This is a genomic window from Streptomyces sp. NPDC005070, assembly GCF_053600395.1.
In genome coordinates this window covers 87,497-101,579 of sequence record NZ_JBSFZS010000011.1, presented here as the reverse complement: position 1 = coordinate 101,579, position 14,083 = coordinate 87,497, and the positions used below count along the sequence as shown (strand labels likewise).

Annotated in this window: 8 protein-coding genes and 1 pseudogene; 8 read left to right on the top strand and 1 reads right to left on the bottom strand. The window is 62.8% G+C overall.

Annotation, left to right across the window (positions count from 1 at the left end):
• Positions 1-272: 272 nt before the first annotated feature.
• Positions 273-2,480: a hypothetical protein gene (locus ACWEBX_RS06395; protein ID WP_451883760.1), complete on the bottom strand. Its 2,208-nt coding sequence runs from the start codon at positions 2,478-2,480 to the stop codon at positions 273-275.
• Between the two features lie 80 nt (positions 2,481-2,560).
• On the opposite strand from ACWEBX_RS06395, the pseudogene ACWEBX_RS06390 reads away from it, so the two are divergent.
• The 8 genes and pseudogenes from ACWEBX_RS06390 to ACWEBX_RS06355 form a co-directional block, all read left to right on the top strand.
• A pseudogene (locus tag ACWEBX_RS06390) lies at positions 2,561-3,381 on the top strand (IS256 family transposase); the annotation flags it as partial.
• A 466-nt stretch (positions 3,382-3,847) separates the two neighbouring features.
• A complete protein-coding gene (locus ACWEBX_RS06385; protein ID WP_451883759.1) occupies positions 3,848-4,762 on the top strand; it encodes a DUF2971 domain-containing protein in 915 nt (304 codons plus the stop codon).
• A 564-nt stretch (positions 4,763-5,326) separates the two neighbouring features.
• Positions 5,327-5,656: a hypothetical protein gene (locus tag ACWEBX_RS06380; RefSeq protein ID WP_451883758.1), complete on the top strand. Its 330-nt coding sequence runs from the start codon at positions 5,327-5,329 to the stop codon at positions 5,654-5,656.
• Positions 5,657-6,022: a transposase gene (locus tag ACWEBX_RS06375; protein ID WP_451883765.1), complete on the top strand. Its 366-nt coding sequence runs from the start codon at positions 5,657-5,659 to the stop codon at positions 6,020-6,022.
• A 733-nt stretch (positions 6,023-6,755) separates the two neighbouring features.
• Positions 6,756-8,234 (top strand): ATP-binding protein, encoded by a 1,479-nt coding sequence (locus ACWEBX_RS06370; RefSeq protein WP_451883757.1) that lies wholly within the window; start codon positions 6,756-6,758, stop codon positions 8,232-8,234.
• A gap of 68 nt (positions 8,235-8,302) precedes the next feature.
• Entirely contained in the window at positions 8,303-11,074 is a 2,772-nt protein-coding gene (locus ACWEBX_RS06365; RefSeq protein ID WP_451883756.1) for a Z1 domain-containing protein, read from the top strand.
• The gene (locus ACWEBX_RS06360; RefSeq protein ID WP_451883755.1) at positions 11,071-12,081 is read left to right on the top strand and encodes a PD-(D/E)XK motif protein; all 1,011 of its coding nucleotides are present in this window, start codon (positions 11,071-11,073) and stop codon (positions 12,079-12,081) included. Before ACWEBX_RS06365 ends, ACWEBX_RS06360 begins: the two co-directional genes overlap by 4 nt.
• Complete coding sequence (locus tag ACWEBX_RS06355) at positions 12,074-14,083, top strand: AIPR family protein (protein WP_451883754.1); 2,010 nt, start codon at positions 12,074-12,076, stop codon at positions 14,081-14,083. The genes ACWEBX_RS06360 and ACWEBX_RS06355 overlap by 8 nt, the downstream gene beginning before the upstream one ends.

The window sequence follows — 14,083 nt, the reverse complement described above, 5'->3', positions numbered from 1 at the left end:
GCACACGCCGATACGACGCGCACAGCCAAGCCGAGGCAAGCGGTGTCAAGCATCAAGTGAGGCCACAACGTCAAGCATCAACCGAGACAAGACAAAGCCCCAGCCGAAGCCTGAGTAACAACCTTCTCTACTGGTTCAAGGCGGCTCGCTCCGCTCCCCGCGCGCGCGGCCCGACCCCCGGCCGGGCCTGCGCTCCTGTCTCCGCCCCGCTCCAGCCCGGCCGGTGCCCGTGCCGCGCGTACGGCAATCAGCCATTTCCTTTGATCCAAGCACTACTGCACTTGATGCTTCCTCATTAGCTTTAGAAATTCCTCACCAGCAACATGCACATTGAGCTGCTCTTCACTGGGAAGGGACGAGCGGTCGAATGACTCGCCATTACCGCGCCTGCTCATCTTGATGATGGCCTCCATGGAGCGCACCCCGTGCTCATATTTAGAAATTCCAAGGAAAGCATGCAGTATTCCATCATCTACAGCGAAGGATCCATTCTTGCCCTGTGCAATTTTGTTCTTCTTGAACAGAGAGTTCAGTATCATGGCTCGCCGCAGCATCAGGTAACCCGTTGGTGGCGCCGCGTCGAGTTGAACCATATCGTCCATGATACTCAATCCGTTAGGTGATTTCCCGTCCGACATATTCACATCTGCGATGTCGATATACCCCTGAAGCCTACTTACAAAGTCGGCCGCCTTCGTTTCGGCAGACGCACGATTAGCCTTGTCATTGAATGAATCGAACCTTCGGAATGTACCCCCAGCGAATACAAACACCGACGGTCCGATCAGGTGGGCTTGATCTCCCTGCTGGAATTGCCCATCCTGCATTGGCGCAAGGAAGTATCGCAGCCAGCCGAACTCACCACCCAACGGCGTGTCAAATTCATCCCAGAACGCTAGAGGTATCGGTCCTTTCAGTCCCACATCTCGGATTTGATGAAGTGCACCAACGAGGTCAGAAGAAGAATTAAACTGAGACAGATTGAACGGTTCAATCGCGGCTATACGGCCGCTCGCGCTCCATGGTTTCACCAGTTGCTTAATAGCATAACTCTTCCCAGAGCCGGGTCCCCCAAATACTGCAACCGCTAGGGGCTTAGCGTCGAATTCCGCATTATCGCAGTAGTTGGATATCAGGTTTCGGATCGCTCGCAGGCTTTCAATCTCCGCTCTATCAACTGTTATCAAATCACCAAATTTTCCGATCGGTATCTCATATCCTAGTCCTTTAACGCCTTCCTTGGAGACGCGAAAAAGTTTGCTTTGAGGGTTGTCGAGATCGCATTCAGGTTCCTTCATTATGGGCAAGTAAAGTCGCTCATCAGCTCCGCCCTCAACCGGGACATCAGAAACTTTGAAGATGCGGCGGCCCTCCCTGTACCTGCGGTCTTTGATATTGAAAATACGACCTGGAACACCGAACTCATCATGGGCGAGATCCCGGAACCCGGCTTCGTAGAGTCGCTGCATGGATATCAATCCGTTTCTGATTCCGTCGACCAAGCGCTCATGCTCGGCATTCGGATTTCCTATCAGGATTGCAGTTAGACATGTACACAGGCAGCTGCCATAACCGAACATCATGCCCAGCCGATTGTGCTTGTCTGCCCAATCTCCCTCCATTGACTCTGCATCGTAGACAAGGGTTAGTCGAGGATCTCTATCACGCTCGAGAAGTAGGGCACCCGTAGGGCCGAAAGACACGACCAGATATCGACACAGCGACAAATCTTTGAGGGATTGGCAATTCTTGATTTCAGCTAGCACGTCATTGGCGGATCGCTCCCATGAGAGATCCCTGCTTATCTCGGCTCGCTCTTCCCGCAACCGTGCGGCAGACGTCTGCACGATTAGATTATTTCTGAGCCAGTCTTTTGGATCCTTAAGTCGAGACCTAATTCTCTTCCACAGTCCGCCTTGGGCGACCGCATCGCTCATTTTAAGAAGCACCCAGGGTTTCCGATCCGAGGATGCCTGAGGGATTACGGCGGCTAGGTCGGCCTGGCTTTTAAAGAGATCTCTGTAACCTAGATTTGCGTCATCAATTACTATGACCTGAGGCTCATGCTTATCATGGAAAGGAGCCTCTAGCTTCTTCGTCTTGGAATGATCGCCCTGGCGGAATCCAAGGTAGCGCTCTACCCTGGTCACGTTCTTTGCCTCGCCGGCCCCACCTTCCGACTGAACGCCATCGCGTGCTTGGTATTTACCCAACACTGCGTAAGAGTGGTTATAGTCCGTCATGTACTGCGAGAGTTCCCTGTGCACCGGATCAGGGTAATGTCGCAGTACGTCATTGTCGGCAAGTGCCTCATCCATCATATTTTGTAGCAGAAATATGCCGCCCTTTTGCCAGTGAAGATCTACTCGCACATGCAGACGTTCATGGGAATAGCGAATCTCTTCCAGGGTGCGCGCTTTTAGGGCCCAATCGATTGTTTGGTCTCCGAATACGCACACTCCATGACATGCATTAGCCATGGCTGCCCCCAGCCTGGAGTTAGCTGTAGTGACGTAGGCGCCAGTGCATCAGAAGCTGCACTTGGGCCGCAGAATGAGGCTTGCGTTGCAAACGTCTCTTCCATTGCACACCCAGATCGCGAGAGACGCCAACCGAGCTTGGAGCTACGGGTGAGATAGTCAAGACATTCGCCGACGCGCTCATGTCCGCCGAGGCGGATGCCCTTTGCAACGCCGATTACGGGCAGGTCAGCGACGAACGCGTCAACCATCGCAACGGCTACCGCCCGCGCGAGTGGGACACCCGGACCGGGACATCGAACTGGCCTCCCCAAGCTGAGGCAGGGCAGTTACTTCCCGCACTGGCTTCTCGAACGCCGTCGGCGGGCCGAGCAGGCCCCGATCTCGGTCGTCGCCACCGTCTACCTGCTCGGCGTCTCCACCCGCAGAGTCGAGAAGCTCGCCCAGTCCCTCGGCCTGACCCAGCTGTCAAAGTCCCAGTTCAGCGTGATTGCCAAGCACCTGGATGGGCAGGTCGCCGCGTTCCGCAACCGCCCACTGGACCAAGGCCCTTACGCGTTCGTCTGGGGCGACGCACTGACCCAGAAGGTCCGTGAGGGCGGCCGCATCATCAACGTCCACGCGCTGATCGCGGTCGGCGTGAACGGGGACGGGCACCGCGAGATCCTCGGCATCGACGTCGCCACGGCCGAGGACGGCGCCGGCTGGCTCGCCTTCCTGCGCTCACTGACCGCGCGGCCTGTCCGGCGTCCAGCTGGTCGTCTCCGACGCCCACACCGGCCTGGTGAACGCGATCGGCGCGGTCCTGCCGGGCGCATCATGGCATCGATGCCACACCCACTACGCCCGCAATCTGCTGAGCCAGGTGGGAGTGAGCGGCAAACCACGCGCACGCTTTCTCCAGCTCCGGTGGGGGCTCTTCACCCTTGTGTGCTGGAACGACGGCCCAGCGCGCGGCCTGTCTGACATCTTGCAGTTCGGGAACGCCGCGGCTCTCCCCCAGCATGCCGAGAGCCACGGTGGCGAAGCTGTCAGCCAGTCCCTCACGCGTCTTCGCTGCGGCCGTGCGCCAACGGACCGCCATGTCGGGGCCTTCCTCGGACTCGCCGCCGCCCTCTGCTGCTACAAACGACTTTCCAACTCACCACGTAGGTCTAAACGAGCAGTGAGGGGCCATCAGCTTACTGACGGGCCCTCATGCAGATCGGCTTGACATCTTTAGCCCTTCCGGGTGATTGCTGGACACCATCGGTACGACATTGCCGCTAGACGGGGTTGCAATGCGCAAATGCAAGGGTGAACCACCATCACTCTTACCGGACAGCAGGAGTCGCATCGCACACTCACCCAGAGGAAGGAAGCTAAGTGTGACAAACGTACCTCAAGGGCTGAAGCGCGACTCGGAAAAAGATCCGGACGTCGTTTACCATTACACCAACGTCGAGGGCCTTCGCGGGATTCTCTGGTCTCGCGCACTGTGGGCTTCGGATGTCGAATTTCTAAACGATGCCCAAGAGCTCACCTATGCACGCAAGTACCTGGAGTATTTCCTTCGCTACGATGCCGATAGTGCTGCCCCGTCAACAGAAGGGCAGGATGGAAACTCGCACTGGGAAGGAACCGAGGCTAGAGCTCGCGATGCAATCCACCAATTCCGGCAATTCCGCAAAGTGACTATTGCCACGGACAGAAGGGGGGTGTCCGAGGCACTGAAAAGGGTCATCGACGAGCTTGAAGATTTTGACAGTCCGACCCGCCTACTTCCGCTCCATGTCTATGTGACCTGCTTCTGCGAGAACGGGGACCTACTGAGCCAGTGGCGCGGCTATGGAGGCACGGGCGGCTACGCAATCGGATTCCGCACAGAATCCCTAAAAACACTCCATAAAAAGTTCTCGATGAGAGATTTCGACAGGGTCTGCTACGGATTCCCCGGCGTCTTCGAGCGGGGCTGGATGCCGGAACACCTACACCCAGACCTCGGCCTGGATGCCTATCTGAAGGCGCTGATCATGGTCAAGGACCCTGCCTTCGAAGAGGAAAAGGAGTGGCGCCTCGCAATCTTGGAGCGCGGCACCGTCAAAAATCTCGCTTTCCGGAGTAGCTCCGTCGGAATCGTTCCCTACCTGCAAGTGCCATTTCCAGCCAACGCGGTAGCCGAGATCATCGTGGGCCCCGGACCGTACCAAACGGAGCGCATCAAGGGAATCCGTCAGCTACTAGATCGCCGCGGAATTACCGAGGTACCAGTTGAGCGCTCGAATACATCACTGCGTCTCTAGGCGCCCGGACCAGAGAGGGTGCCTGGCGAACCGGGAGAGGACTGCAGCCACAGCTACAGGGTCGGTGACCGTGGATGGAGTACCTACGACGCGCTTCGGGACTCCGCGCACTCGTACACGCCTAAATCACATCACCCTCTTCTTCCAGGCTTTTCGCGATTTTCGCGTTAGCCGCTTCCTCGTGGCCATCGATGCGGCCGTGGTAGCGACGGTGAATTACTTCTGGTGAGTTACCAAGCCGGCGAGCAACTTGAGCGATGGGCACCCCTGCGTTGAGCCACCGCGTGATGCACGCGTGCCGCAGATCGTACGGGCGCCCAGCCAACGGCGAACCGATGCGCTCTGGCAGAAGTGCATACCCCCGCGCTCGTTCCCGAACACACGCCCTTCCCTGGCTGTCCCGAACTCCTTCAGGTGCATCTGGATGATGGCGACCAGGGCAGGCGGAATGGGACCGGCCGGCCGGTGGACGCCTGGCGCGCTTTCAGGCCTCGCCGGTCGTGACGCTCCTCAGAGTCGGTCCAGTGTTTGCCTGAGACGGGGCGTGTCTCCGACAACGTGAGCGTGCCCCAGCCTTCCCCGGCAGGTGGCACGGGCCAACTGGTCTTGGCCGACCGGGGGTTCCTCGGCGTTCCGCTGTGGCGAGCCTTCACTGCCACCGGTGCTGACCTGCTGTGGCGGGTGCCGGCCAACCGCGTCCTGCCCGTCCGCAAGCTACTGCGTGACGGATCATGGCTCTCCGACATCCACGCCGGCACCGACCCGGCGAAACGTGACCCAGTGCAGGTCCGCGTCCTGGCCTACCAGCTCAAAGACGCCGGCGGCGCCGCTGCCGCGGTCGACTACCGCCTGGTCACCACGCTCCTCGACGCCCGCCGCTATCCCGCCCGGTAACTGGCCGCGCTCTACCGTGAACGCTGGGAAATCGAATCCGTCTTCGCCGAGATCAAGACCTTCCAACGCGGCACGAAGGTGGTCCTCAGCAGCAAAACACCCGACGGTGTCCTCCAACAGATCTGGGCACACCTTCTGGTCCACCACGCATTGCGGGAGCTGATGCTGAGAGCCGCGGCCACCCGCCAACTCGACCCGGACCGAGTCTCTTTCACCGAAACTCTGCGCTCCGCCCGGCGCGGTGTGACCGTTACCCCGGGCAGTATTCCCCCTGAGCTCCTGGTCAGAGCACTGCACGTCTCCAAGAGGATCTCCTGGAAAGACTCCTGCCGACCAGACGGCTCCGCAGTCAGCCTCGTGTCGTGAAGCGCAAGATGTCCAACTACTGGCTCAAGCGGGCTGAGCACTACACATGGCCCAGCCCACCCACACCGGCACCCAAGCCATCCGCATCAAACGACCCCAACCCCCAGACCCGTAAAGCAACGGCGTTGCTCCTAAGCCGGTGGGGGTGCAGCGAGGCATACGGCGCCTGGTCGGCCAGCCGGGCCGCCGCCGTGGCTGACTGTCGTCGGCTGAGGTTCAGACGAGTCGCATCGAAGGGGCCGACAGTCAGTCGAGCCGTGCCGGCAACTCGCGGGAGCCTGCTCGGGACCGCGAGCGGTCCAGGTCTCTGAGACGAAGTGGTCAGGCAGACCACGTGTTGGGGCGAGCGCGCCTCGCCTCATTCGGCAGCGTCTCGGTCTGAGTCGGCACCTCCGTCGCAAGGCCCGACCCGATCAGCTCAGCCAGTGTTCAGAGCCTCTTCGGGCCGGATGATGCTGAGGCGTACCAGGCCGTCCCCCTTGCACATCTACGTCGGCTGGGAGGCCGGGGAATTCCGATTCCAGTCCTCCGCCACGAAATCAGCTTCGCAACGTTCGGATCCTCCGGCTCCAGTAACATTGGTGACGGGTGGGGTGACTTTTTCACGACTGGGTGTCCCAGCGGGCTGCTGTTTCCTGCGTAGTTGCCTGCCTCGCCTGGTGCCTCTGGCTACTCCGGGACAGACGCGCAGCAACTCCGGCCCGGGGTGGGGGAAGCGGGGCTTGTAGCAAACATGACGTATGACATAGCAGCCCCCGAGCCTGCCGGCATGGTGGCCTCGCTCAGCTCCCTCGGATACTCCCTGCCCGCCGCTGTCGCGGACTTGGTAGACAACAGCATCTCCGTCAACGCACAGAACATCGATGTCGAGTTCACCTGGGCAGGGCGGGACTCCTGGATCGCCGTGGTCGACGACGGTGAGGGAATGACGCCCGATGGACTGCGCACGGCCATGACCGTGGCCGCACGAGGGCCAATGGCAGCCCGTGCGTCAACGGATTTGGGGCGTTTCGGCGTTGGCTTGAAGTCGGCTTCCTTCTCCCAGTCCAGGCAGCTCACCGTGGCCACAGCCATCGCCGGTGGCGGATGGCACACACGCACCTGGGACCTCGACGTGGTCGAGGAGTCCGGCGAGTGGCGCCTGCTCCACGGAGCCGATCAGGACACGATGGCCGTGTTGGACAGGCTCCGGAGTACCAAAGGCCATGGCACGGTCGTCCTCTGGCGAAGGCTCAACGGCTACCACGTCAGCGACATCAGCAAGGACGACGAACGCACCCAAAAGCAGTTCTACGCCGAGGCAACCCGCGCTGAGGCACACCTCGGAATGGTCTTCAACCGGTTCCTCTCCGGAAGCCGACGTCGCAACCTTCGGGTGTCCGGGACGCCGGTGGAACCGTGGGATCCGTTCATGGCCAACCACCCCTCGGTACAGCGACTCCCAACTGAGGAGTTGCCACTCGGTGGCGCTTCCGTGCGAGTCGAGGCGTTCATCCTCCCCAGCAATCACCGGCTCTCGCCAGAGGAGTACGGCAGAGCCGGCGGCCCGCAAGGCTGGCTCGATCAGCAAGGGTTCTACGTCTACCGTCGGAACCGCCTGATCCTGGCCGGCGACTGGCTGGGGCAGAGAGGCATGCGCCGCGAGGAGAAATACAACCTGGCGCGCATCGCCGTCGACATCCCAGCCGAGACGGACGCTGAGTGGAGCGTCGATGTGAGGAAGTCGAGCGTCGTCCCGCCCGTCGGTCTGCGTCCGCACCTTAACCGCATCGCACGGCAGGCTCGGGCAAGGGCCGCGGACGTGCTACGGCACCGTGGACAGGTCGCTGCGCGTACCCACGGTGATCCTCTGTCGTACGCCTGGAACGTGCGCCGACCGGACGGCAGAGTCACCTGCAGGATCAATCGCAGTCACCCACTGGTCCAGGCTGCTCTGAGGCCTGGCGGTAACAGCAGCGCAGACGTACGCGCGTTGATCCGGCTTCTAGAGGAGACAGTGCCCGTCGCGGCTCTCCGCGTGATGCACGAGACGGACACAAGCGACGACCCGGAACCGTTCGGTGGCCCGGGGCCCGCCGACGAGGCGGCAACCGAGGTCGCACAGCGCATATACGAGTCGCTCGTCTCGGGCGGTCGCTCGCCCGCCACAGCGCGCGAGAGATTGCGGACCATGCCTCCCTTCGACCAACTGCAGGGGTTCTGGAGCGGATGAGCCCCGAGCTGTTGCGGTGATCGCCCCTACTCTGCTCGATACCGTCTACGTCCCGCTGGAGGTCCCACGTGAGCGCCGTTCCCGACGAACCCATGGCCAAGGCCACGCGCCTGGTTCTCGGATTCCTGCCACAGGACCGTCAGCCGAAGCCGGAAGAGGTACAGAACGCGGTCACCGCCATCTTCGGGATGCTGGCCGCGCAGGGGGAGGATCTCGACCGGGATCAACTGGCCAAAGAGATCGAGGCCATGACCGCCGTGTTCCAGGAGCGGTCCCTGGCACTCGTCGACCCCAAGGGCCACGAACCGTGGCTGCCCGAGGCGAGGAACGACCGTGCCTGGGATTTCTGGGAGCGTTACCGACGGTATCTCGAAGACGTCGTGCACCTTCCGCCGTGGGTCGTGAGGCGGCTGGACCAGAGCTCGGACGAGGTGCTGAGTCAGCTGGAGGATCCCCGCCGCTCCGGCCCCTGGCGTCGGCAGGGTCTGGTGATCGGCCAAGTGCAGTCGGGCAAGACCGGCCAGTACATCGGGCTCGCCTCGAAGGCCGTGGACGCGGGATACCGGTTCATCGTGGTCCTCGCCGGCATTCACAACGACCTGCGGAGCCAGACACAGCTGCGGATCGACGAAGGGCTCCTTGGGTTCGACACCCAGCATCAGAATCGGTCGAACGAAGACGGCCGTTCACGCGCGATCGGCGCGGGAGCCATGCCCCTCGCCAAGAAGCTCGACATCGCGTCGCCGACGAGCAGCGCCGAGAAGGGGGACTTCGGCCTCGCCACCGCCAAGGCCATCAACTTCCCCCTCGGTAGCTTCCCCGTCGTCCTCGTCGTCAAGAAGCACTACAAGATCCTCGAGCACTTGCGTAACTGGGTGATAGACGTCCACGGCACCGAGGACGAGAACGGCGAGAAGGTGGTGAAGGACCTCCCTCTGTTCGTCATCGACGACGAGGCCGACAACGCCTCGATCAACACGGTCCGTGACCCCGAGGCAGACCCGACCAAGACCAACGCCGCAATCCGAAGGCTCATGAAGAGCTTCGACAAGGCCGCGTACGTCGGGTACACGGCCACCCCCTTCGCCAACATCTACATCGACCCGGACGCGGACCACGACGTCGCCGGGGAGGACCTCTTCCCGTACAGCTTCATCCGTAGTCTTCCCTCGCCGTCGAACTACCTGGGTCCTGAGCGGGTCTTCGGCCTCCAAGTCGACGACGAGGACGAGGAGGACGTGCAACCGCTGCCGCTCGTGCGCCACGTGGACGACGCGGACACCTGGCTCCCCACCAGGCACAAGTCCGGTGATATCCCTGGCGACCGGCTCCCCCAGTCCCTGCGCGACGCGATCTTCTCCTTCGTACTCGCCTGTGCGGTCCGCCGGGCGCGAGGGCAGACGAAGGTCCACAACTCGATGCTGGTGCACGTCACCCGCTTCACCGCGGTGCAGAGCCTCGTTCGCGACCAGGTCGACGACCACCTCCGGCTCATCGTTGACATGATCCGAGACCGATATGGAAAGGGCCCTGAGCTCCGCGCCGAGCTCCGGGCGCTCTGGGAACGGGACTTCGTTCCCACCACGGACGAGTTCCCCGCTGACGAGGTGCAACGCCTGACCTGGGAGCAGGTCTCCGAACAGCTCCTTCCTGCCCTCAGGAAGATCCAGGTCAAGACGGTGAACGGCACCTCCAAGGATGCGCTCGACTACTACGAGAACCGGAGAAACGGCCTTTCCGTGATCGCCATCGGGGGACAGAAGCTCTCCCGCGGCCTCACCCTGGACGGTCTGACCGTCAGCTACTACCTGCGCGTGTCGAAGACGTACGACACCCTCCTCCAGATGGGCCGGTGGTTCGGATACCGGCCCGGATACGAGGACGTGTGCCGTCTGTACACCACGCCCGCGCTTGAGGACGCCTACGTGGAGGTCACCGCTGCGACCGACGAACTCCGCAGGGAGGTCGAGGAGATGGCGGCACTCAGCCTCACTCCGAAGGAGTTCGGGCTGAAGGTCCGTTCCTCTTCTCTGGGGCTCACCGTGACCGCGGCAAACAAGATGCGCCAGAGCGCGAAGATCCTTCTCAGCTACTCAGGGGAGGGGCCGGAGACAGTGATCTTCAAGCTCGCCGACAGGACCGTCGAAAACAACTTCAAAGCCCTCGAAACCCTTGTCCGCCGGCTGGACGACGTCGCGGAACTCGTACCTGGGAGCTCAGGGACCAACGTGCGGTGGGGAGCGGTTACCCCTGAGGTCGTCTCCGAGTTCCTCACCGCCTATGAGACCGACCGCATGGCTCAGCGGGTTCGTCCGAGGCTCATCGCCAAGTACGTGGAGCAGTGTGCCAGGGTGGGTGAGCTGGGCAACTGGACCGTATGCCTGGTCAGTAGCACGACGTCGCAATCGCCTCGAGACATCGCGGGGCACACTGTCGGCCTCGTGACCCGCAAGGCGCTCAACGACGGCTTCAGGGCCGAGGGAAGGTACACGATTCGCCGAGTACTCAGCCCGCCGGACGAACTGATCGGCCTCGACGAGGCACAGGAGGACGCGGCACGAAAGGCCGCGAAGAAGGAAGCGGAGCAGAAGGAGAAGGCGTCGGCTCCGAAGACGCCGGCGGGACCGCACATCCGGCGGCAGCGGCGGACCGACCAAGGCCTCCTGCTGATCTACCCCATCGAGCTGCCACAGGCCGCCGACGGTGAGGAGACGACACCCCTCGTGGGCTTCCAGGTGAGCTTCCCGCACTCCGACTACCAGTCCAAGACCGAGTACATCGCCAACACCGTCTGGCTCCAGGAGGACATCTACACCATCGCCGAGGAGGACGAGGCGTGACCGTCACCGAGGACGAGTGGCGTGAACTGGAGAGTCCCCAGGACACACCGGGGCGGTCCAGCCTCCGTCTGTACCCGGAGTCCCCGCTCGACATCTTCCTCTCCGTCTCCCACCCTGGCCGCCAGCGCATGCTGGTGTTCCGGGCAGACGCTCGCTCCGCAGACCCGATCGTGCGGTCGGTAGGCAGGCTCCCCAAGGCAGCCGGGATCGAGATGAACCTGAGTGCCGTGTCCCGGGTTGAGTACGAGCTTCAGGTGATCCTGACGGCGGACGGGCTTCGCGAGGTGTTCAACCCGCTCGTCACCGACGTCGCCGAGACCGCCAAGTCCGCTCCGGCGGCCGCTGAGGCCCTGGCAGCCGCCGTGGACAGGTTCGAGAGGTGGCAGGACCTCCTGCGCGCTGTCAGCAGGGACGGGCTGAGCGCCGAGGCGCGCCGTGGGCTCTACGGCGAACTCCTGGTACTGGGAGACGTCCTCCTGACCTCCCTGGGCCAAGCTGAGGCAATCGAGGCGTGGACCGGTCCCACCGGAACCAACCAGGACTTCCAGCTGTCCGGGCTGGCAATCGAGACCAAGGCCAGCGTCGCGAAGCGGCCCCGGAGCATACGGATCGCCAGCGAGAGACAGCTGGACGGAACTGGGACGCCCGCGCTGCTCCTCGCGCTCGCGAATCTCGACGAGCGGCGGGGTGGATCGGGAGAGAGCCTGAACAGGAGGGTGGAGGGCATACGACAGCAGCTCGTGAGTCCCGCCGTTCGGGCCCGGTTCGACGGTCTGCTCGTCCAGGTCGGTTACCTTCCCGGGCAAAATGACCTCTACGAAGAACCCCGGTACACCCTCCGCGAGCTTCGGTTCTGGCATGTACGGGAAGGCTTTCCCAGGCTGGTCGAGTCGGACCTGCCCGAGGGCGTCGGTGACTGCATTTACCACGTGAGCACCTCGGGGCTGGACGCCTACCGCGCCACGGCCGACGAGGTAAAGGAACTGATCGGGGGGTCACATGGCTGAGCTCGACCTGGCCGAGTTCTCGCGGAGCCTCGTCGCCGACGTCCAAGCAACCGCTGACGCCGAGGGGACAACCACTCCGGAGGCGTTCACGCGCCGGGTCTTCGAGGACCTGGAGCAGGCCGGCGTCGTGTCCAACACATTCACCGCCTACCACAAGATGCACGGCCACGAGGTGCACGGTTACGGCATCGGAGAGTCGGGCGAGTCCCTGGACCTGTTCGTGACGGACTTCCAGCTGGAACCAATGGAGTCCAAGCTCACGAAGGCACAGACCGAGACGTCCTTCAGACGGCTTCTGGCGTTCGCACAGCGTTGCCGGGACGGGCTACAGCAGCACATCGACGAGTCGTTCGACGTATACGACATGTGTGCTGCGGTCGAGAAGGCCCTCACTGAGGCGCAGCGGATCAGGCTCTTCCTCCTCAGCAACAGGTTGGGCACCGCAACCGAGTTGCCAGCGGCGGAATTCGACGGCCTCCCGGTGACCCACGAAGTGTGGGACCTGGCACGGCAGCACCGCCATGCGACGTCAGGCGCCCTCGGCGAGCCCATCATGGTGCCCTTCAGCCCACCGCTGCCCTGTGTCTCCGCCCCGAGCTCGGAAGAGGACCACTCCGTGGTCCTGGCCGTCATACCAGGGGAGATGCTCGCCGAGCTGTACGCCGAGTACGGCACCCGGCTCCTCGAACTCAACGTTCGCTCGTTCCTCCAGACCCGCGGCGCGGTCAACCGAGGTATCCGGGAGACCCTGCTGAACGCACCGGGCAGGTTCCTGGCATACAACAACGGGATCACCGCGACCGCGTCGCAGGTCGACTTCGTGAGGGGCCCGGACGGCGAGCCCACCCACATCTCCGGAGTGCACGGCCTCCAGATCGTGAACGGCGGCCAGACGACTGCCTCGCTCCACTACGCGATGAGCCGCGACAAGGCCGATCTGTCCCACGTCCGGGTCCAGATGAAGCTGACGGAGGTGGCGCCCGAGCGGCTCGCGGAGATCGTTCCCAAGATCTCGGAGTACTCCAACACGCAGAACCGGGTGACCCAGGTCGACTTCAGCTCCAACCACGACTACCACGTGGACATGCAGCGGATCACACGCTCCCTGTGGGCCCCCGCGACGGACGGCAGTGGTCAGGAGACCCACTGGTTCTACGAGCGTGCGCGCGGCCAGTACACGGACGAACTGGCCAAGGCCCGCACCCCCGCCAGGCAGCGGCAGTTCAAGATGCTGAACCCGACGAAGAAGAAGTTCACCAAGGCGGACCTCGCCAAGTTCGTCCACTCGTGGAACCAACTCCCGTACCACGTGAGCCGCGGGGCACAGAAGAACTTCGTCGAGTTCATGTTCAACGTCGACAAAGCACCGCCCCACGTCGACATCCAGTACTGCCAGCGGGTGATCGCAATGGCAATCCTGTTCAAGGCGGTGGACCGGATCGCCGCCATCCACGGAGCAGGCAGCCACAAAAGCGTGATCACCACGTACACCGTGGCTCGCCTGTCCTCAGCAACGGACCGCCGGATCGATCTCGACCGGATCTGGCGAGAGCAGGGCCTCTCACCAGTGCTGGAGGCCGCGATCCACGATCTGTGCCCCCGCGTCATGCGCGCGGTGACCAGTCCACTTGAGGGCAACCACGTAGGCGAGTGGGCCAAGAAGGCGGCGTGCTGGGACGCCGTGTCCAGGGTGCTCTGGACAACCCCCCGAGCCCTAACGGCAGAGCTACTCGACCACTCGCTCGACGAGGCGGCACTCGCCGGCGGTACCGGTGCTGAGGAGGGAGCAGGTGAAGAGGCAGCTCTGATCGCTGCCGACGAGTGGTACGCGATCGAGCGCTGGGCCAAGGAAACCCGCAACCTCGAACCCTGGCAGCGGCAGCTGGCCCAGTTCGTCGGAAGGCGCCTCGAACTGGAGCAGGAGGTTCCGGAGACCCAGGCCGTCCAAGCCCTGCACGCCCGCACCGAGGCATTGCGGCTGGGATTCAGCCCTCACCCGTAG